Origin of the sequence: Pseudomonas sp. A6 (genome assembly GCF_052367875.1) — a bacterium.
Lineage (GTDB): Bacteria > Pseudomonadota > Gammaproteobacteria > Pseudomonadales > Pseudomonadaceae > Pseudomonas > Pseudomonas citronellolis.
Window position 1 is genome coordinate 261,783 of record NZ_CP198970.1, and the last position, 19,166, is coordinate 280,948.

A 19,166-nucleotide genomic window follows, 5' to 3' on the forward strand; every position below is an offset into this window, starting at 1 on the left:
GACTCCCCCATGGCCATCGAACAGTTTGGCTACCAGCAACAGCTCCGCCGCAGTCTTTCCCTGACCGACCTGGTCGTCTACGGGATGATCTTCATGATCCCCATCGCGCCCTTCGGCGTGTATGGCTGGGTCCACGCCGACTCCCAGGGCATGGTGCCCATGGCCTACCTGGTGGGCATGCTGGCGATGCTGTTCACCGCCCTGAGCTACGGCGCCATGGCCCGTGCCTTCCCCATCGCCGGCTCGGTGTACTCCTACGCCCAGCGCGGCATCCACCCGCACGTCGGCTTCCTCGCCGGCTGGGTGCTGCTGCTGGACTACCTGCTGATCCCGCCGCTGCTCTACGTGTTCAGCGCGCTGGCGCTCAACCACCTGTTCCCGGAAGTGCCGAAGCTGGTGTGGATGCTCGCCTTCCTGGTCTCGGCGACCCTGGTGAACCTGCGCGGCATCACCTTCGCCGCGCGCTTCAACCTGCTGTTCCTGATCGCCGAGATGATCGTCCTGGCGATCTTCCTGGTGGTCGGCTACCACGCCCTGGAAGGCGGCATGGGCAGCGGCCGGCTGACCCTGGCGCCGCTGTACCAGCCGGAGCACTTCGACCTCGGCCTGGTGATGAAGGCGGTGTCCATCGCCGTGCTGTCGTTCCTCGGCTTCGACGCCATCTCCACCCTCGCCGAGGAGGTCAAGGGCGACCCGGCCAAGCAGATCGGCCGCGCCTCGCTGATCGCGCTGTTCGTCATGGGCGGCATCTTCGTCCTGCAGACCTGGCTGGCCACCGACCTGGCCGCGGGCATGACCTTCCAGTCCGCCGACACCGCCTTCTACGAGATAGCCGAGGCCGCCGGCGGCAAGTGGCTGTCGACCCTGACCGCGGTGGCCACGGCGCTGGCCTGGGGCGTGACGGTGTCGATCACCTCCCAGGCGGCGGTGTCGCGGCTGCTCTACTCGATGGCCCGCGACGGCAAGCTGCCGCGGGTACTGGCCAAGGTCCACCCGCGCTACCAGACGCCCCACGTCAGCCTGTACCTGGTGGCGGTGCTGTCGCTGGGCATCGGCATCGCCTTCCTCGACGCGCCGGACGTGCTCACCTCGCTGGTCAACTTCGGCGCGCTCACCGGCTTCTGCCTGCTGCACCTGGCGGTGATCAACCACTACTTCATCCGCCAGAAGAGCGGCAAGGTGGTGCGCCACCTGCTGTGCCCGCTGGTGGGCCTGGCGATCATCGGCTACGTGCTGGTCAGCATGAGCGCCGACGCCCAGTACCTGGGCCTGGCCTGGATCGCCGTGGGCCTGGTGTACCTGGCGGTGCTGCACAAGCGCGGCAAGGCCGGCGAACTCGCCACGGGGTTGTGATCGCTACGTTGCAGGCGAGCATGGCTTTCGTAGGAGCGAGCTTGCTCGCGAACAAACGCGGTGCCATGCGGTTCGCGAGCAAGCTCGCTCCTACGAAGAGCACCCCGGTGCGGGGCTCTTCGTAGGATGGGTTGAGCCTTGGCGAAACCCATGCGGCCATGGCGATGGGTATCGCTTCGCTCAACCCATCCTACGGTGAGGTGCCTCCCGTCCCTACGGTTCCGGGGAATTACGATCGTCAACCCTCCCCGCGAAACTCCCCCCGGCTCAACCCATGCCGCTGCATCTTCTCGTTGAGGGTGCGGCGTGGCAGGCCGAGCAGTTCCATCACCGCCTTGATGTCGCCCTTGCACTGGCCCAGGGCCTGGCGGATGCATTCGGCCTCGTAGGCTTCCATGCGTTCGAACAGGCCGCTGCCGGCCGGCGCTTCCAGTTGCGCGGCGCGGTCCAGGCCGAGCACGTGGCGCTCGGCGGCGTTGGCCAGTTCGCGCACGTTGCCCGGCCAGTCGTGGGCCAGTAGCCGCGCCAGTTCCGCGGTGCTCAGCGGCGGCGCTTCACGGCCGAGCTTCTCGCTGGCCAACTGGGCGAAATGCTCGAACAGCAGCGGGATGTCCTCGCGCCTTTCGCGCAGCGGCGGCAGGCGCAGTTCGGCGACGTTCAGGCGGTACACCAGGTCTTCGCGGAAACGCCCGGCGCGGGCCTCTTCCAGCAGGTCCGGCTTGGTCGCGGCGATCACCCGCAGGTCGACGCGGATGCTCTGGTTCGAGCCCAGGCGCTCCAGTTGCTGCTCCTGCAGCACGCGCAGCAGCTTGACCTGCTGGGCCAGCGGCATGCTCTCGATCTCGTCGAGGAACAGGCTGCCGCCGTTGGCGTGCTCCAGCTTGCCGATGCGCTTGCCCTGGGCGCCGGTGAAGGCGCCGCTCTCGTGGCCGAACAGCTCGCTCTCGAACAGCTGCTCGGGGATGGCCGCGCAGTTCAGCGCGACGAAGGGCTTGTCGGCGCGCGGGCCGAAGTCGTGCAGGCAGCGGGCGACCAGTTCCTTGCCGGCGCCGGTCTCGCCGCGGATCAGCACGTTCACCGGCGTGCCGGCCAGGGCCAGCACCTGGCGGCGCAGGGCTTCCATCGGCTTCGACACGCCGAGCAGGCGCGATTCCACCTGGTCCTTGAGCGTGGCCTGCTCGCGCAGCTGGCGGTTCTCCAGCACCAGGCGGCGCTTTTCCAGGGCGCGACGAAGGCTGTCCAGCAGGCGCTCGGGGGTGAAGGGCTTCTCGATGAAGTCGTAGGCGCCGTCGCGTATGGCCTGCACCGCCATGGGCACGTCGCCGTGGCCGGTGACCATGATCACCGGCAGGTCGCGGTCCAGCTGCTGCAGGCGTTCGAGCAGGGCCAGGCCGTCCGTGCCGGGCATGCGCACGTCGCTGATCACCACGCCGGCGAAGCCGCGCTCCAGGTTCTTCAGGCACTCCTCGGCGCTCTTGCACAGGCGCACCGTGAAGCCGGACAGCTGCAGCCACTGCTGCACGGCTTCGCGGATGGCGGCTTCGTCATCGACGAAAATCACGTGTTCGGTCATGTCTCTTCGCTCGCGGCGGGCAGCACCAGGCGGAACAGCGCGCCGCCTTCGGGACGGTTGGCGGCCTCCAGGCGGCCGCCGAGTTCGTGGACGATGCCGTAGGATACCGCCAGTCCCAGGCCGAGTCCCTCGCCCACCGGCTTGGTGGTGAAGAAGGGATCGAAGACGTTGCCCAGGTGCTCGGCGGCGATGCCCGCGCCGTTATCGGCGACTTCCAGAATCCAGTACGGGTCCTCGCGACGCAGCGTCATCTCGATGTGTGGGCGCTCGGCGCCGGCCACTGCGTCCAGGGCGTTGCGCAGCAGGTTGACCAGCACCTGCTCCAGGCGGATGGCGTCGCCCAGCACCCAGGCCGGCACGCTGAGCACCTGGCTGACCTCCACCTGCTCGGCGCGGATGCGCGGCGTCAGCAATTGCAGGGCCTGGTCCAGCACGTGGCCCAGTTCGATGCGTTCGCGCAGGCCGCCGGGGGTCTTGCGGGCGAAGGTCTTCAGGTGGCCGGTCAACGCGGCCATGCGCTCCAGCAGGTCGTCCAGGCGCGCCAGCGCGGCGCGGGCCTCGTCGCTGCGCCCGGCGTCCAGCAGCAGGCGCACGCTGGCCAGGTGCATGCGCTGGGCGGTCAGCGGCTGGTTGATCTCGTGGGCCAGGGCCGCCGACATCTGCCCCAGGGCCGCCAGCTTGGCGGCCTGCACCAGGCCGTCCTGGGCGGTTTTCAGGGCGGCGGTGCGCTGTTCCACCAGTTGCTCCAGTTCCTCGCGGCTACGCTGGCGCAGGCGGGCGATGCGCCAGCGCTGTTGCAGCAGCAGGGCGAGGAATACCAGCGCCAGCCAGGCTCCGGCGGCGGCCAGGCGCGCGGTGGCGACGTCGCTCTGCACGCCGCGGGCGTCGCGCAGCAGATGCAGGGTCCAGTCGTCGTCGGGCAGGCTCAGGGATTGCCAGAGGTAGTCGGTTTCGTCGTCCTTGGCGCCGACGCGCACCAGACGGCTGTCCTCGCCCAGCGGCTGCAGGGTGTGGTGCCGCAGCGGGCTCAGCGGCTGGCGGTCGTACTGGCGGGTCTGCGCCAGTTCCAGGCGGGCGAAGGTGTCCAGCGGCTGCAATTCGCGGTAGCGCCAGCCGGGGTGGTTGGCGAGGAAGACGATGCCCTTGGTGTCGCTGACCAGCACCAGGTCGGGGGTCTGGCTCCACTGCTGTTCCAGGTCGGGGAACTCCAGCTTGACCACGATGGCGCCGAGGAAGCGCCCGGCCTCGTCGCGCACCGCGTTGGCCAGGAAGTAGCCGGGGATGCCGGTGGTCACGCCCACCGCGTAGAAGCGCCCGGTGCCCTGGGCGATGGTCTGGCGGAAGTAGGGACGGAAGGCGTAGTTGTGGCCGACGTAGCTGGTCGGCAGGCGCCAGTTGCTGGCGGCCACGGCCAGGCCGTCGCGGTCGAGCAGTTCCAGGGTGGAGGAGCGCGCCGCGGCGTTGATCCGCTCCAGCTTGAGGTTCAGCGCCTGCTGCAGCCCGCCGGCGACCGGGCCGGCCAGGGCCTGGCGCAGTTCCGGGTCCAGGGCCAGCACCGCCGGCAGGCTGCGGTAGCGTTCCAGCAGGGTGCGCAGCGAGCTGACGTACAGCCCCAACTGTTCATGGGCCGCCTCGGCCTCGGCGAGCAGCGAGCGGTGCCGCGCCTTCTCCCCGGCCCAGTACACCGACAGCAGCAGGCCGGCCAGCACCAGCAGGCTGGCGAGGATCAGGCGCAGGGGACGGGTCGGGCTCATGGCGCTCGGTGCGGGTGGGCGGAGCGCGACCATAGCATGTCCGGGCACTGGTCCGGCGCGGCCGCGGGTCGCTACACTGCGCGACCCTCGAGGAGAACGTCCGATGCAGCTGATCGCCTGGTCCCATTCCTGTTCCGCCGGCTTCACCCTGCGTGGCTGGCGCAGCGAACCCAGCGGCAAGCCGTTGCTGCACTTCCTGCATGGCAATGGTTTCTGCGGGCGGGCCTACGAGCCGATGCTCAGGTACCTGGCGCGGGACTTCGACCTCTGGCTGTGCGACGTCCAGGGCCACGGCGACAGCGACCACGGCGGGCGCTTCCATGGCTGGAACCGCAACGCCGAGATGGCCGTGGAGGCCTTCGAGGCTGGCCGCGCGGTCTACGGCGAGGTGCCGCGCTACGCCTGCGGGCACAGCTTCGGCGGCGTGCTCAGCAGCCTGATCCTGGCGCGCCATCCGCGGCTGTTCGAACGCGCGGCGCTGCTCGACCCGGTGCTGTTCACCCCGGCGATGATCGGCGTGATGGCGCTGTCCGAAGTGCTCGGCCTGCACGAGCGCCGGGCCATGGTGCAGAAGGCCAGGGCGCGGCGCAGCCAGTGGCCGGACCGCGCCGCCGCCTACGCCGGCCTGCACGGCCGCGGCATCTTCAAGGGCTGGACCGACGAGGCGCTATGGGCCTATGTGGAGAACGCCATCAAGGCGGTGGACGACGGCGTCGAACTGAAGTGCCGGCCGAGCCGCGAGGCGGAAATCTTCAGTTCCTTCCCCAAGCGCCTGTGGCCGTCGCTGGCGAAAGTGAGCACGCCGACCCTGGTGCTGTTCGGCGAGCAGACCTACCCCTTCGTGCCCAGGTCGGTGGCCCGCTGGTGCGCGCAGAACACCCACGTCGGCGGGCAGAACGTCGCCGGCGGGCATTGCTTCATGCAGGAATATCCCCAGGACAGCGCCGAGCGGGTGGCGCGCTTCCTGCTCGGGCACGAGTAGCTAGTCGCCGACCTTCTTGTCGGCGTGGTTGCGCCGCCACTCGTCCAGTCGCACCACTTCGGCCTTGTGCCGCGGCGCCTGCGGCTCGACCGCGGGCGCCGGCAGGGCCTGGGCGATCTCCACCACCGCGCGCACCTCGTGGGGCTCGGGGTGGAAGCGGAAGGGCTCCAGCTCGATCGGGCCGGGGCGCTGGCCGAGCATGGTGATGCTGCCGTCGTAGCGGTCCTGGCCGCTGGCGGTGAACTCGAAGCCGTATTCCCGGGCCAGGCAGAGCATGCCGTTGGCCCCTCGGCGCAGGCGCAGGCGACGCAGGGCGACGTTCTCGTCGAGCAGCTCCACCCCCTGCCGCGCGCAGTGCTGGCGCGCCAGCTGCAGGGCGCGCTCGCGGATGCCGTGGGCGCGCCACCACCAGGCAGCGGCCGTGGCCAGCAGGAGGAATACGAAAAGGTTGCCCAAGGTCACTTCAAGGCTCCGCTCGGGAAGAGGCGCTCCAGCTTACCGAGTCTGTAGGAAAGCGGCGAGAGCCGCCGGTTCCCAGGTGGTGATTTGCGCCCCATACTGACACATCCAGTTGCAGGAATTCGTCATGTCGTCGCGCACTCCCCACGTCCTCGCCATCCAGTCCCACGTCGTCTTCGGCCATGCCGGCAACAGCGCCGCCGTGTTCCCGATGCGCCGCGTCGGGGTGAACGTCTGGCCGCTGAACACCGTGCAGTTCTCCAACCATACCCAGTATGGCCACTGGAGCGGCCAGGTGCTGCCGCCGGAGCAGATTCCGGCGCTGGTGGAGGGCATCGCCGCCATCGGCGAGCTGGGCAACTGCGACGCCGTGCTCTCCGGCTACCTGGGCAGCGCCGCCCAGGGCCGCGCGATCCTCGAGGCGCTGGCGCGCATCCGCGAGGCCAACCCGCGGGCGATCTACCTGTGCGACCCGGTGATGGGCCATCCGGAGAAGGGCTGCATCGTGGCGCCGGAAGTCGGCGAGTTCCTGCTCCAGGAAGCCGCCGCGGTGGCCGACTACCTGTGCCCCAACCAGCTGGAGCTGGACAGCTTCTGCCAGCGCAGCCCGCAATCCCTGGAGGATTGCGTGGAGATGGCGCGCAGCCTGCTGGCGCGCGGCCCGAAGGCGGTGCTGGTGAAGCACCTGAACTACCCGGGCAAGCCGTCGGACGCCTTCGAGATGCTGCTGGTCAGCGCCGAGGGCAGCTGGCACCTGCGCCGCCCGCTGCTGGCCTTCCCGCGCCAGCCGGTGGGCGTCGGCGACCTGACTTCCGGCCTGTTCCTGGCCCGCCTGCTGCTGGGCGAGGCGCCCTGCACGGCCTTCGAGTTCACCGCCGCGGCGGTGCACGAAGTGCTGCTGGAGACCCAGCACTGCGGCAGCTACGAACTGGAACTGGTGCGCGCCCAGGACCGCATCGCCCACCCGCGGGTGCGCTTCGAGGCGAAGGCGATCTGAGGGAGGCGTCAGCCCCTGTCGTCGAGGCGGGGCCGAAAGCGCTCGGCGCCCGCCGCGAACTCAAGCCGACTGCGGCAACCCATCCGGCTGCGGCGCAGGGGTGTCGTGCTGCTGCTCGACGCGCTGGTACATGCCCTGGGCGATCTCGCGTTCGCCCATGATCACCAGGTTGGCGCCGTTCTGTTCCAGGTATTCCACCTCGGCGTCGAAGTGCGCGCGGGCGATGATGTCCAGCTCGGGGTTGGCCGCGCGGGCGCGGCTGGCGATCTGCCCGGCCTCGAAGCCGTTGGGGATGGCGATCAGCAGCCAGCGCGCCGTGGTGATGTTGGCCAGGGCCAGCACTTCCGGGTTGGCGGCGTTGCCGACCACCACGCTCAGGCCGCGCTCGCGCAGTTCGGCGGCCTTCTCGCGCTTGTCCTCGATCACCACCAGCGGCGTGCCGTCCTTCTGCAGGCGCGCGCTGACCAGTTCGCCGACGCGGCCGTGGCCGATGAGGATGGCGTGCTCGTGTTCGCGCACCGGCGGCGGCAGGTCCTCGTCCTGCGCTTGCGCCTCGCTGGGCTGGGCGCCTTCCTTGCGCGCCTGCAGGCGCTCGATGGCGATGAACAGCAGCGGGTTGACCAGGATCGACAGGATGGCGCCGGCCAGCACCAGGTCGCGGCCCTGCTCGGGCAGCAGTTCGAGGGTCACGCCCAGGCCGACCAGGATGAAGGAGAACTCGCCGATCTGCGCCAGGCTGGCGGCGATGGTCAGCGCGGTGCTGTTGGGGTGGCCGAACAGGCGCACGATGACGTAGGCGGCCACCGACTTGCCGAAGACGATGACCAGGAAGGTGGCCAGCACCGGCAGCGGCTCGTGGATCAGGATCGCCGGGTTGAACAGCATGCCCACCGAGACGAAGAACAGCACGGCGAAGGCGTCGCGCAGGGGCAGCGAGTTTTCCGCCGCCTCGTGGCTGAGTTCGGATTCGTTGAGGATCATCCCGGCGAAGAAGGCGCCGAGGGCGAAGGACACGCCGAACACCACCGCCGAGCCGGTGGCGATACCCAGGGCGATGGCCAGCACGGCGAGGGTGAACAGCTCGCGCGAGCCGGTCGCGGCGATCTTCTCCAGGGCCCAGGGCACCACGCGGCGGCCGCCGAGGATCATCACCGCGACGAAGGCCACCACCTTGCCCAGGGTCAGCAGGATCGGCAGCAGGATGCCGCCGCTGGCGCCGTCCTCGGCCTTGCCGCCGAGGGTGCCGGCCAGCGCCGGCAGCAGCACCAGGGTGAGGACCATGGCCAGGTCTTCGACGATCAGCCAGCCGATGGCGATGCGCCCGCGCTTGGTGTCGATCAGCTGGCGCTGTTCCAGGGCGCGCAGCAGCACCACGGTGCTGGCCACCGACAGCGCCAGGCCGAACACCAGGCCGCCGCCCAGCGGCCAGCCCATCATCCAGGCCAGGCCCATGCCGAGCAGGGTGGCCACGCCGATCTGCACCACCGCGCCGGGGATGGCGATGGCCTTCACCGAGAGCAGGTCTTTCAACGAGAAGTGCAGGCCGACGCCGAACATCAGCAGGATCACCCCCAGTTCGGCGATTTCCGTCGACAGCGCCTGGTCGGCGACGTAGCCGGGGGTGAAGGGCCCGGCCAGCACGCCGGCCAGCAGGTAGCCGACCAGCGGCGAGATGCGCAGGCGGTTGGCCAGGGCGCCGAGGATGAAGGCCAGCACGAAGCCGACGGCGAGGGTGGTCAGTAGCGGTGTGTGGTGCATGGTCTGGGCTCCGGGCACGCAGGGAACCGCCGCCCCGGGAGGGTGGTGGTTCGAAGGTGGATCACGGGGGCAAACCCGCGGATTGGGCAAGTCTAGGCGCTGGCGAGGCTTTCGGCCTTGCCAACGCACAAGGTTAACTCGTTGACGCGTCGGACTTTTTCAGCGGCACTTGAGAAATCTTGTCAAGAAATGTCGGCATCCTTGTCCCATTCTTCACGAATTGCCTGGTAACGCTGCTCAAGTTCCTGGCGCAGCTGGCGACGCTGCTGGGCCTGGGCGAAACGCCGGCGCTCCTCCCGGGTGACCGGCTGCAGCGGCGGCACGGCGGTGGGTTTGCGCTCGTCGTCCAGCGCCACCATGGTGAAGAAGCAGCTGTTGGTGTGGCGCACGGATTTCTCGCGGATGTTCTCGGTGACCACCTTCACGCCGATCTCCATGGAGGTGCGGCCGGTGTAGTTGACCGAGGCGAGGAAGGTCACCAGTTCGCCGACGTGGATCGGCTCGCGGAAGATCACCTGGTCGACCGAGAGGGTCACCACGTAGTGGCCGGCGTAGCGGCTGGCGCAGGCGTAGGCGACCTCGTCGAGGTACTTGAGCAGGGTGCCGCCGTGGACGTTGCCGGAGAAGTTGGCCATGTCCGGGGTCATCAGGACGGTCATGCTGAGTTGGTGGTTGCCGGGTTCCATATCGCTCTCGCAAGGCGGGTGGGGGGTGCCAAGACTGGACGCACTGCGCCCAGCCCCGCGACACAGTCTTTTCTATACCCCCCATTGGCCCCGGCGAACAGGGGCGCGCGCCAATCGCCGGGAGATTGGCGCGCGGCGCGGCTCAGCGGCCGGCGGAGAGGCCGAAGTCGATGGCCAGGTCGGCGCCGGTGATGGCTTCGGATTGCGGGCCGCAGAGGTACCAGACCAGGTCGGCGACCTCTTCCGGGCGGATGAAGCGCGCTTCCTTGCCCTGTGGATAATCCCGCAGCAGGCCGAGCTTGTAGGCGGCGGGGTTGCCCTGGCCGTAGCGCTCGGCCTGGTAGTCGAGCATCGGCGTGGCGATGTCGGCGGGGGATATGGCGTTGACGCGCACGCCGTCCGCGGCCAGCTCCAGGGCCAGGGTGCGGGTGAGCATGGTCAGCGCCGCCTTGCTCGCGCAGTAGGCCGCCGAGCCGCGGTAGGCCTGGCGCCCGGAGTCGCTGGAGATGTTCACGATGCAGCCGCGGTTGTCCTTGAGGTAGGGCGTGGCGGCCTGGCACATGTAGAACGCGGCCTTGAGGTTGACCCCCAGGACCAGGTCGAAGTCGTCCTCGTTGAAGCTCTCCACCGGCCCCTCGCGCCAGACCCCGGCGGCGTTGACCAGCGCGTCCAGGCGGCCGGTGCGGGCGAGGATGTCCGCCACCAGGCTCTGGCAGTTGTCCGCCCGGCGCAGGTCGGCCACGGCGCTGGCATCCAGCGGCACCTGGGCGTTGAGCGCGTGCAGCCCGCTCTTGTCGACGTCGGTGGCGGCGATGCGCCAGTGGCTCTGGGCGAAGCGCTTGGCGATGGCCTTGCCGAGGCCGCCGGCGGCCCCGGTGATCAGAACAACGGGTGTGCTCATTGACTGAGTGATCTCCCTGCCTGATAGGGAAACGGCGCGCCGTCAGGCAGTGGCGGCACGCCGCAAGGAAGAGGGCCGCACGGGCGGCCCTCTGTCTCTACTGACCAAGAAAAGACCAGAATCTTCGCTTTGCCAGGGTAATTTTTTCGTAAATCCCGCTGGAGCTTTCGTAGGCGACTGATGGTCGCCGTGGCTCAGGCGTGGTGCAGGTACCAGCGCCAGTCCTGTTCGCCGACCTCGCCCATGAATTGCCGGTATTCCTCCCACTTGATGGCCAGGAATACCTTGAGGAACTCCTCGCCCAGCGCCTCGCGGGCCCAGCTGGAGGCCTCCAGGGCGCGCAGCGCGGTGAGCCAGTCGGTGGGTAGGAACTCGCGGGCCTGCTCGTAGCCGTTGCCCTCGATGGCCGCGCCCGGGTCGAGCTGTTCGCGGATGCCCTTGTGGATGCCGGCGAGAATCGCCGCGGCGGCCAGGTAGGGGTTGGCGTCGGCGCCGCAGATGCGGTGCTCGATGTGCCGGCTCTTGGCCGGGCCGCCAGGCACGCGGAAGGACACGGTGCGGTTATTCACCCCCCAGCTCTTGGCCAGCGGCGCGTAGCTGTTGGCCTGGAAGCGGCGGAAGGAGTTGGCGTTGGGGCAGAAGATGGCCAGGGAGTCGAGCAGGGTGGCCATCATGCCGCCGATGGAGTGCCGCAGCAGCGGCGTGCCTTGTGGGCCTTCAAGGTCGGAAAGCTCGCTGGCGTAGAGGTTGTTGCCCTGTTCGTCGGCCAGGCTGACGTGCAGGTGCATGCCGCTGCCGGCACGGTCGCCGAACGGCTTGGCCATGAAGCAGGCCTGCAGCCCGTGCTTGTTGGCCACGCCCTTGACCAGGCGCTTGTAGCGCACGCCTTCGTCGATGGCCTGGAGCACGTCGAAGCGGTGCTCCAGGGTCAGTTCCAGCTGGCCGGGGGCGTATTCGGAGATGGCCGTGCGCACCGGCAGGCCCTGGGCCTCGCAGGCGGTATAGAGGTCGTCGAGGAAGGGCTGTACCTGTTCCAGCTCGTACACGCCGTAGACCTGCGGCGCCTGCGGGCGCACGCCGTTCATCTGCAGCGCCGGCTGCGGGCGGCCCTGGGCGTCGCGCTGCTTGTCCAGCAGGTAGAACTCCAGTTCCACCGCCATCACCGGGTGCAGGCCCTCGGCCTTGAGCCGCTCGACCACGCGCACCAGCGCCTGGCGTGGGTCCGCCGGGGTGGCCGGCAGGCCCTGGGTCGGGTGCATGCTCACCTGCAGCTGGCCGGTGGGCGAGCTACGCCAGGGCTGCAGGGTCAGGCTGCCGGGCAGCGGGTAGGTCCAGCAGTCGGCGTCGGCGACTTCCCAGACCAGCCCGGTGCCTTCGACGTCCTCGCCCTGCACGGTGAGCGCGAGGATCGAACTGGGCAGCGGCCGGCCGTTGTCGTAGATGGCCAGCAGCTCGTCGCGGTGCAGCAGCTTGCCGCGCGGGATGCCGTTGGCGTCGATGATGAACAGCTCGATGCTGCGTACCTCGGGGTGCGCGGCGAGGAAGGCTTCGGCTTCCTTTCGATCGGCGAATTGCATGGTGGTCCTCGGTTGGCGCGGCGCGCCGGGGATTTTTGCTTTTCGTAGGAGCGAGGGGGACGCCTAGTTCTTGCTCGCGAACCCGCCCCGCTGCGGATTTGCAAAGAGCGTTCGCGAGCAAGCTCGCTCCTACAGGTTCGGGTGCAGCTGTGGTGATGGGTATCGCAAGCTCAACCCATCCTACGAAGAGCAGTGCTTCCTGGAACCGTAGGAGCGGATTCATCCGCGATCCGCCGGCAGGCGGCGGAAGGCATCGCGGACGGAGTCCGCTCCTGCGACGGTATTTCGGGTGGGCCCAGGGGCGCGTTGCATCAAGCTTCCCGCGCGCCAGGAATCGCCAGCAGCTCGGTGATGCCCGCGTCGAGGGTGTCGATCAGGCGGTCGACGTCGGCTTCGCTGGTGTCCGGGCAGCACAGGGTCATGTTGTGGAACGGCGTGATCAGGATGCCGCGGTTGATCAGGTACAGGTGCAGGGCCATCTGCAGTTCGTCGTGGAAGGCCGCTTCGGCCTCGGCGCCGGTGCGCGGCGAGACCGGGCAGAACTGGAACTCGCTGCGCGCGCCCAGTTCGGTCACCGACCACTTCAGGCCGTGCTTGGCGATCAGCCGGCGGAAGCCGTCGGCCAGGCGCCTGGCCAGCGGCAGCATGTGCTCGTAGGCGGCCTGGGTCATCACCTGTTCCAGGTTGGCGCGCATGCAGTGCATGGCCAGGGCGTTGGCCGAGAGGGTGGTGCCCATGCCGCTGTGGCCGTGGCCATGGCTGTCTTCCTGGGCCTTCTGCCGCGAGGCGAGCATCTTCTCGGCCATGTCCGCGCTGCAGCCGAAGATGCCGCAGGGCACGCCGCCGGCGATCGGCTTGCCGACCACGAAGAAGTCCGGGTCGAGGTTCCACAGCTGGGTGCAGCCGCCGATGCCGGTGGAGATGGTGTGGGTTTCGTCGATGATCAGCAGCGCGCCGTACTTGCGCGTCAGCTCACGGCACTTCTGCAGGAAGCCCGGATCGGGCAGGACCATGCCGATGTTGGTCATCGCCGGCTCGCACAGCAGGGCGCAGACGTCGCCCTTGGCCAGCGCGGCTTCCAGCGCTTCGACGTCGTTGAAGGGGATGGAGCGGCTGTACTGGGTCAGGTCGTAGGCCTGGCCGACCAGCCCGGAGCGCGGCACGGTCTCGCCGTCGCGGTAGCGCACCATGACGTCGTCGACGGTGCCGTGGTAGCAGCCGTCGAACACCAGCAGGGTGTTGCGTCCGGTGATGGCGCGGGCCCAGCGCAGCACGTAGCGGTTGGAGTCGGTGGCGGTGGCGGTGACCTGCCAGAACGGCAGGCCGAAGCGCGCGGCCAGCAGTTCGCCGCAGACCACGGCGTCTTCGCCCGGGAGCATGGTGGTCAGGCCGTTGTTGGCCTGTTCGGCGATGGCCCTGGCCACCGGGTCCGGCGAGTGGCCGAACATGGTGCCGGTGTCGCCCAGGCAGAAGTCGACGTACTCGTGGCCGTCCACGTCGTAGAAGCGGGCGCCCTTGGCGCGCTCGACGAACAGCGGGCAGGGGGTGGACCAGTCGGCCATCCAGTGCATGGGCACGCCGGCGTACAGCGAATTGCGCGCGCGCTCGGCCAGGGCCACGGATTTCGGGTTCTGTTCCAGGAAGCGTTGGCGTTCGCGGGCGGTGAATACATCCACGGCCTGTTGGGCGATTCCGCTGGCGGTCATCTTGCACACCTCGTTTGTTTTTTTGCACATCTTCCGTTTGTGATCACAAAAAAGTCAATACATGCTGCAGGACGCCTGTTAATCTTTCTTCTCAACAGAATTTGTGATCACAAATAAGAATGGCTCATGGGAGCGCACTGGCAAGGCCGGGCGGTGCTCGCCGCGAATGCCTGATCGGAACAAGGGAAAAGAAGATGACGCACAACTGCAGCCTGACCTTCGCCCAACTGCCGGCGCCGCCGGCTCGCGCGGAGTGACGCCATGGCCGAGAACCTCCAGCAACAGCTGTACCAGAACCTGCGCCAGGCCCTGCTCAGCGGGCGCTTCCAGCCCGGCGAGCGGTTGAAGATTCGCGATCTGGCCGACGAATGGGGCACCAGCCCGATGCCGGTGCGCGCCGCGTTGCAGCGGCTGGTCGCCGAGGGTGCCCTGGAGGGCGAGCCGCAGCGCTCGCTGCGGGTGCCGCTGATGACCCGCGAGCGCTTCCTGCAGATCCTGCAGATTCGCCAGTCACTGGAGGGGCTTGCCGTGGAGGACGGGGTGCCGCGCCTGCAAGGGGCGGACATCGAGGTCCTGCAGGCCTGTACCGAAGCCATGGAGGAGGCCGTGCGGCGGCGCGACGTGCAGGCCTACCTGGAGCACAACAGCCGCTTCCACCTGACGCTCTACCGCGCCTGCGGCAACCCTACGCTATTGCGCATGATCGAGGCGCTGTGGCTGCAGGTCGGACCCTTTTTCAACCGGCTGTTCACCGGCGCCGACCTGTCGCTGCGCCTGAACGACTTCCACGGCCAGGCCCTGGACGCGATCCGGCGGGGCGATGCCCGCGGCGCGCGGGCGGCCGTCGAGCAGGACCTGGCCTACTTCGGCCAATACCTGCTGAATCTGCTGGCGCTGGAGTCGGGGGCGAGCGTGACGCGCTGAGGGCGCGTCACTCGGTCTTGATGTAGCGGACGTTTTCCTTGCGGATGAGGATCGTCTGCCCGTCGAGTTGCTCGAACTCGTAGTAGTCGTGGTACTTGTCGAAATCGGCATGGTCCTTTACCAGGACCTCGCTGCCGTCGTTCAGCATCACTACGGCCTTGTCGGCACAGCCGGCCAGGCCGAACAGCAGCGCGCTGAGGAGTAGGAATTTCAGCTTCATAGAGTCTCCAAGGGACATCGTGGACCGGCCTTGGCAGAAGGTTTGGGTACACGCTCGGTAGCCACTGTGACAACCGCTCCGCTTGGAAATTCAGTGCTCCGGGCTCAGGTGTCCAACCATACGTCGCGTGCCCAGGTCCACACCGAGTCCCAGGTTTCCTCGGTCAGTTCGCCGTCCGCCCAGAGCACCACCTCGCCGTCCTGGGCCACCGCATAGTAGTCGTCACCATCGGCGCAGAGCGGTATCAGCTCGCGCGGCAGGCCCATCGCCCAGGCCACCGCGGCCACCTCCGGCAGGTAGGTATGGGAGTGTGGGTCGGTCACCGTGACCGGCTCCAGGCGGCCGTAGATGACGTCGCTGACCTTGAGGAGGAACTCGCGGAATTCCGACGGAAGGCCGATCAGCAGCTCTTCCTCGATCTCCACCAGCAGTTCCTCGTCCGGCAGTTCCAGGGGGACAGGGACGGGCTCGTTGAGTTCACGCAATTGGTCGATGACGTCTTCCACGGCAGGGGCCTCTCGATTGACTGGGGCGCTTTATACAGTAGTAGCCGGGCCTGGGCGCAAGTTCACGTCGGGGGTGTTTGGCGGACGAGTGGAAGGGATTGGGGTGGGGGCTGTCCTGAGCGGCTTGTCAGTCAGGCGCCATCCTTACCCTCCCCGTCATTCCCGCGAACGCGGGACGCGGCTCCATCGCGAACAGCGCTTGCGCTGGCCCGAAGGGGAATAACCCAGTTGCCTTGGCTTGGGTGTTTCTGCGCTGCACCGAGTTTGCCTGGCCTTCTCGTTTCGCCCCCTCGGGCGAGTCCCTTTTGTCAAACGCCACAAAAGGAACCAAAAAGGCTTGCCCCAACATACGGGCCCGACAGAGTCGGGCTACCCTCGCGAACTCCCCCGCCACGGAGGCCCGCCCCGAGGGTACGTCCCTGTAGCCCACGGGGCTCTCGCGACATCCATGTCGCATGACCTCCTGAGCGGGGGGTTCGCTCGGCCTTCTGAAGGGGCGTTCCGGTGCGCTCGGATATTTCTCTGGAAGTCCAAGAGCAAAAGCCAGAGCGAACGCGCTTTTGCTTTTCGTAGGAGCGAGCTTGCTCGCGAACCCCTGGGTTCCCGCGTTCGCGGGAATGACGGGGTGGGGTTAGGCGTCCCAGGATGACTCCAAACTCCCCACCCACTCCGAACAGCCCCCTCTCCCGCTTGCGGGAGAGGGTTGGGGAGAGGGCGCTCTTAACACCCAACACCGCAGCCCGCCGGTAACCACTGTTCGCGAGCAAGCTCGCTCCTACAGGGCCCATGCATACCACCCAGATACGAAAACGCCGTTTCCCCATGAAGGGAAACGGCGTTCTGTCTTGCTCAAGCGAACAGCCCTACGTCAGCAGCTATCACCCGTTCTGGCGGATACCAGCCAGCAGCCAGGGCTGGTCCTGGCCCTGGGCGCGTTCCATGCGCCAGCTTTCGCTGAAGGTCTCGCCCTGGTCGAAGCGCGAGGTCTTGGAGAGGCCGCTGAAGGTCAGGGTGGCGATGGTCTTGTCGGCCTGGTCGTCGACGCCTTCCAGTTGCACCTGCAGGTTGTCGATGTAGGTGGACTGGTAGCCGTCGCCCAGTTCGGCGCGTTCCTGCTTCAGCCACTGCAGCATCTGCGGGGTGACGAACTCGGCGATCTTGTCCATCTCGTTGGCGTCCCAGTGCTGTTGCAGGGACAGGAAGTGCTCGCGGGCGGCGCCGACGAAGCGTTGCTCGTCGAACCAGCTCGGCGCGTTGATCGCCGGAGCGGCCGCGGCCGGGCGGGCGCTGGCGCCGAACGGCGACGGCTGGGCGGCCGGCATCTCGCGCTGCTGCGGCGCATGGCCGGCCATCGCCGGCTGGCCCTGGGCCTGCTGGCGGCGACGGGAAGCGATGAAGCGGAAGGCGATGAAGGCGATCAGCGCGATGATCAGGATGTCGAGGAACTGCATGCCCTGGAAGCCGTCGCCCATGAACATGGAGGCCAGCAGGCCGCCGGCGGCGATGCCGGCCAGCGGGCCGAGCCAGCGGGATGCACCGCCAGCGGCGGCGGCACCTGCCGCCGCACCGGCTGCGGGAGCGGCGGCGTTGGGGGTGTTCGGGGCGGTGTTCGGTTGCACCTGGCGGGTCTGGTGGCTCGGCGCCGAGCCCATGCTCTTGCCGCCGCCGAAACGTTTGGCGGCATTGACGTCGAGGCTGAGCGTCACGGCGACACAGAAGGCCATGGCAAGGCTGAGAAAGCGCTTCATTGGGGTCATTCTCTTGGTTGGAATACGACGCGCGTCATGTTGCCGAGCATGGCCGCCAGGAACCAGCCGGATTTTGTTTCCGGCTATTGCCCCTGCGCCGCGCCAGGTCTTGGGCCAGAAGGGCTGCGAAGGTCTGTAACCGGGTTTTTCAGCGGCCTCGAAGACGCTGGCCGTTTGATAGGCTGGCGCCCTAGCGGGGCCGCTGGCCGCGCGATCCCCCCACTGCCACATCGCGCGAGGACCGCCGCCATGCACGCTATCGACTTCATCCAGGACCTGGCGGTGATCATGCTGATCGCCGGCTTCGTGACCATCCTCTGCCACCGCTTCAAGCAGCCGGTGGTGCTCGGCTACATCATCGCCGGGGTGATCATCGGCCCGCACACGCCGCCCTTCGGCCTGGTGCACGACGAGCAGACCATCAAGACCCTCGCCGAGCTGGGGGTGATCTTCCTGATGTTCTGCCTGGGCCTGGAGTTCTCCCTGCGCAAGCTGTTCCAGGTCGGCGCCACGGCGTTCATCGCCGCCTTCCTGGAGATCACCCTGATGATCTGGGCCGGCTTCGAGATCGGCCGGCTGTTCGACTGGAACACCATGGATTCGCTGTTCCTCGGCGCCATCCTGGCGATGTCCTCGACCACCATCATCATCAAGGTGCTGGGCGACCTGAAGCTGAAGAACGAGCGCTTCGCCCAGCTGATCTTCGGCGTGCTGATCATCGAGGACATCCTCGGCATCGGCATCATCGCGCTGTTCTCCGGCATCGCCGTGAGCGGCACGGTGGAGGCCGACCAGGTGGTCTCCACGGTGGGCAAGCTGAGCCTGTTCATGGTCGTCGCGCTGGTCGTCGGCATCCTGCTGGTGCCGCGCCTGCTGGCCTACGTGGCGAAGTTCGAGAGCAACGAGATGCTGCTGGTGACGGTGCTCGGCCTGTGCTTCGGCTTCTGCCTGCTGGTGGTGAAGCTGGAATACAGCATGATCCTCGGCGCCTTCCTGATCGGCGCGATCATGGCCGAATCGCGCCAACTGGTGCAGATCGAGCGGCTGATGGAGCCGGTGCGCGACATGTTCAGCGCCATCTTCTTCGTCGCCATCGGCCTGACCATCGACCCGCGGGTGCTGGTGGACTACGCCGCGCCGATCCTGGTCATCACCCTGGTGGTGGTGCTGGGCAAGCTGGTGTCCTGCGGCACCGGCGCCTACATCGCCGGCAACGACGGGCGCACCTCGATGCGCGTGGGCATGGGCCTGTCGCAGATCGGCGAGTTCTCCTTCATCATCGCCGCCCTGGGCATGAGCCTGGGGGTGACCAGCGACTTCCTCTACCCGGTGGTGGTCGGCGTGTCGGCCATCACCACCCTGCTGACGCCCTACCTGATCCGCTCCGCCGACCCCCTGGCGCTGTACCTGGGGCGCACCCTGCCTTCGCCCATGGTGCGGGTGTTCGGCCTGTACGGCGAGTGGCTGCGCAGCATCCGCCCGCGCGGCGACAAGGCGGTGCTGGCCGGGATGATCCGGCGCATCCTGCTGCAGGTGGGGGTGAACCTGGTGCTGGTGATCGCCATCTTCTTCGGCCTGGCGTTCTTCGCCGGGCGGATCGCCGAGTGGCTGGCCAACTGGGTCGAGCACGAGGCGCTGCACAAGGCGCTGATCTGGGGCGCCGCGCTGCTGCTGTCGCTGCCTTTCCTGATCGCCGCCTACCGCAAGCTCAAGGCGCTGGCCATGCTGCTGGCGGAAATGGGCGTCAAGGCCGAGAGCGCCGGGCGCCACACCGCGCGGGTACGCCGGGTGATCGCCGAGATGATCCCGCTGCTGTCCCTGGGCGGCATGATGCTGCTGCTGGCGGCGCTCAGTTCGAGCATCCTGCCGCCGGGGGAGCTGCTGGTGGTGGTGGGCCTGGTGGCCGCGCTGGCGCTGGCGGTGGGCTGGCGCTGGTTCATCCGCCTGCATTCGCGGATGCAGATCGCCCTGCTGGAAACCCTGGAGCAGGGTAAGGGCGGGCATTGAGCCCGCCCGATCGAG

Annotated in this window: 16 protein-coding genes; 5 read left to right on the forward strand and 11 right to left on the reverse strand. The window is 68.2% G+C overall.

The annotated features are described in order from the left end of the window. Positions 1-9 precede the first annotated feature (9 nt). Positions 10-1,353 carry an APC family permease gene (locus ACTWJ5_RS01155; RefSeq protein WP_074980588.1) on the forward strand — a complete coding sequence of 448 codons (1,344 nt, stop codon included), beginning with the start codon at positions 10-12 and terminating at the stop codon, positions 1,351-1,353. A 238-nt stretch (positions 1,354-1,591) separates the two neighbouring features. Here ACTWJ5_RS01155 and ACTWJ5_RS01160 read toward each other — a convergent pair whose 3' ends face one another. Together ACTWJ5_RS01160 and ACTWJ5_RS01165 are read right to left on the reverse strand one after the other, a co-directional pair. Next, positions 1,592-2,926 (reverse strand): sigma-54-dependent transcriptional regulator, encoded by a 1,335-nt coding sequence (locus tag ACTWJ5_RS01160; RefSeq protein WP_444437312.1) that lies wholly within the window; start codon positions 2,924-2,926, stop codon positions 1,592-1,594. Next, entirely contained in the window at positions 2,923-4,680 is a 1,758-nt protein-coding gene (locus tag ACTWJ5_RS01165; RefSeq protein ID WP_444437313.1) for a sensor histidine kinase, read from the reverse strand. Before ACTWJ5_RS01165 ends, ACTWJ5_RS01160 begins: the two co-directional genes overlap by 4 nt. Before the next feature lie 103 nt (positions 4,681-4,783). On the opposite strand from ACTWJ5_RS01165, the gene ACTWJ5_RS01170 reads away from it, so the two are divergent. Next, entirely contained in the window at positions 4,784-5,662 is an 879-nt protein-coding gene (locus ACTWJ5_RS01170; RefSeq protein ID WP_253392062.1) for an alpha/beta fold hydrolase, read from the forward strand. On the opposite strand, the gene ACTWJ5_RS01175 is transcribed toward ACTWJ5_RS01170, so the two are convergent. After that, complete coding sequence (locus tag ACTWJ5_RS01175) at positions 5,663-6,124, reverse strand: DUF3301 domain-containing protein (protein WP_116424600.1); 462 nt, start codon at positions 6,122-6,124, stop codon at positions 5,663-5,665. Between the two features lie 124 nt (positions 6,125-6,248). On the opposite strand from ACTWJ5_RS01175, the gene pdxY reads away from it, so the two are divergent. Next, on the forward strand, positions 6,249-7,118 hold the full coding sequence (gene pdxY, locus ACTWJ5_RS01180) for a pyridoxal kinase PdxY (RefSeq protein WP_253392063.1): 870 nt from the start codon (positions 6,249-6,251) through the stop codon (positions 7,116-7,118). Between the two features lie 60 nt (positions 7,119-7,178). Here the strand turns inward: pdxY and ybaL are convergent, their stop codons facing one another. The 5 genes from ybaL to ACTWJ5_RS01205 all read right to left on the reverse strand — a co-directional run bounded on the left by ybaL (position 7,179) and on the right by ACTWJ5_RS01205 (position 13,746). Then, on the reverse strand, positions 7,179-8,876 hold the full coding sequence (gene ybaL, locus ACTWJ5_RS01185; protein ID WP_074980593.1) for a YbaL family putative K(+) efflux transporter: 1,698 nt from the start codon (positions 8,874-8,876) through the stop codon (positions 7,179-7,181). Between the two features lie 182 nt (positions 8,877-9,058). Continuing rightward, on the reverse strand, positions 9,059-9,562 hold the full coding sequence (locus ACTWJ5_RS01190) for an acyl-CoA thioesterase (RefSeq protein WP_009614849.1): 504 nt from the start codon (positions 9,560-9,562) through the stop codon (positions 9,059-9,061). Positions 9,563-9,704: 142 nt separating this feature from the next. Next, entirely contained in the window at positions 9,705-10,463 is a 759-nt protein-coding gene (locus tag ACTWJ5_RS01195; protein WP_074980594.1) for an SDR family NAD(P)-dependent oxidoreductase, read from the reverse strand. 194 nt (positions 10,464-10,657) lie between these two features. Continuing rightward, positions 10,658-12,040, reverse strand: coding sequence for a glutamine synthetase family protein (locus ACTWJ5_RS01200; protein ID WP_253407842.1), 1,383 nt, complete (start codon positions 12,038-12,040; stop codon positions 10,658-10,660). A 311-nt stretch (positions 12,041-12,351) separates the two neighbouring features. Then, complete coding sequence (locus tag ACTWJ5_RS01205) at positions 12,352-13,746, reverse strand: aspartate aminotransferase family protein (protein WP_444437314.1); 1,395 nt, start codon at positions 13,744-13,746, stop codon at positions 12,352-12,354. A 261-nt stretch (positions 13,747-14,007) separates the two neighbouring features. Between ACTWJ5_RS01205 and ACTWJ5_RS01210 the strand changes: the two genes are divergently transcribed. Next, a complete protein-coding gene (locus ACTWJ5_RS01210) occupies positions 14,008-14,670 on the forward strand; it encodes a GntR family transcriptional regulator (RefSeq protein ID WP_074980596.1) in 663 nt (220 codons plus the stop codon). Between the two features lie 7 nt (positions 14,671-14,677). On the opposite strand, the gene ACTWJ5_RS01215 is transcribed toward ACTWJ5_RS01210, so the two are convergent. From ACTWJ5_RS01215 to ACTWJ5_RS01225, 3 genes are all read right to left on the reverse strand, one after another. Next, positions 14,678-14,890 carry a YgdI/YgdR family lipoprotein gene (locus ACTWJ5_RS01215; protein ID WP_009614860.1) on the reverse strand — a complete coding sequence of 71 codons (213 nt, stop codon included), beginning with the start codon at positions 14,888-14,890 and terminating at the stop codon, positions 14,678-14,680. 104 nt (positions 14,891-14,994) lie between these two features. Then, a complete protein-coding gene (locus ACTWJ5_RS01220; RefSeq protein ID WP_074980597.1) occupies positions 14,995-15,396 on the reverse strand; it encodes an SMI1/KNR4 family protein in 402 nt (133 codons plus the stop codon). Positions 15,397-16,274: 878 nt separating this feature from the next. Next, positions 16,275-17,144 carry a Tim44 domain-containing protein gene (locus ACTWJ5_RS01225; protein ID WP_043269819.1) on the reverse strand — a complete coding sequence of 290 codons (870 nt, stop codon included), beginning with the start codon at positions 17,142-17,144 and terminating at the stop codon, positions 16,275-16,277. 249 nt (positions 17,145-17,393) lie between these two features. Here ACTWJ5_RS01225 and ACTWJ5_RS01230 point away from each other — a divergent pair, with 249 nt between their 5' ends. Then, complete coding sequence (locus ACTWJ5_RS01230) at positions 17,394-19,151, forward strand: cation:proton antiporter (protein WP_074978280.1); 1,758 nt, start codon at positions 17,394-17,396, stop codon at positions 19,149-19,151. Positions 19,152-19,166: the final 15 nt, after the last annotated feature.

Excerpts from the sequence above, each read along its gene's own strand:
- ACTWJ5_RS01155 (WP_074980588.1), top strand. The coding sequence starts at position 10 with ATGGCCATCGAACAGTTTGGCTACCAGCAACAGCTCCGCCGCAGTCTT.
- ACTWJ5_RS01160 (WP_444437312.1), bottom strand. The coding sequence starts at position 2,926 with ATGACCGAACACGTGATTTTCGTCGATGACGAAGCCGCCATCCGCGAA.
- ACTWJ5_RS01165 (WP_444437313.1), bottom strand. The coding sequence starts at position 4,680 with ATGAGCCCGACCCGTCCCCTGCGCCTGATCCTCGCCAGCCTGCTGGTG.
- ACTWJ5_RS01170 (WP_253392062.1), top strand. The coding sequence starts at position 4,784 with ATGCAGCTGATCGCCTGGTCCCATTCCTGTTCCGCCGGCTTCACCCTG.
- pdxY (WP_253392063.1), top strand. The coding sequence starts at position 6,249 with ATGTCGTCGCGCACTCCCCACGTCCTCGCCATCCAGTCCCACGTCGTC.
- ybaL (WP_074980593.1), bottom strand. The coding sequence starts at position 8,876 with ATGCACCACACACCGCTACTGACCACCCTCGCCGTCGGCTTCGTGCTG.
- ACTWJ5_RS01190 (WP_009614849.1), bottom strand. The coding sequence starts at position 9,562 with ATGGAACCCGGCAACCACCAACTCAGCATGACCGTCCTGATGACCCCG.
- ACTWJ5_RS01195 (WP_074980594.1), bottom strand. The coding sequence starts at position 10,463 with ATGAGCACACCCGTTGTTCTGATCACCGGGGCCGCCGGCGGCCTCGGC.
- ACTWJ5_RS01200 (WP_253407842.1), bottom strand. The coding sequence starts at position 12,040 with ATGCAATTCGCCGATCGAAAGGAAGCCGAAGCCTTCCTCGCCGCGCAC.
- ACTWJ5_RS01205 (WP_444437314.1), bottom strand. The coding sequence starts at position 13,746 with ATGACCGCCAGCGGAATCGCCCAACAGGCCGTGGATGTATTCACCGCC.
- ACTWJ5_RS01210 (WP_074980596.1), top strand. The coding sequence starts at position 14,008 with ATGGCCGAGAACCTCCAGCAACAGCTGTACCAGAACCTGCGCCAGGCC.
- ACTWJ5_RS01215 (WP_009614860.1), bottom strand. The coding sequence starts at position 14,890 with ATGAAGCTGAAATTCCTACTCCTCAGCGCGCTGCTGTTCGGCCTGGCC.
- ACTWJ5_RS01225 (WP_043269819.1), bottom strand. The coding sequence starts at position 17,144 with ATGAAGCGCTTTCTCAGCCTTGCCATGGCCTTCTGTGTCGCCGTGACG.
- ACTWJ5_RS01230 (WP_074978280.1), top strand. The coding sequence starts at position 17,394 with ATGCACGCTATCGACTTCATCCAGGACCTGGCGGTGATCATGCTGATC.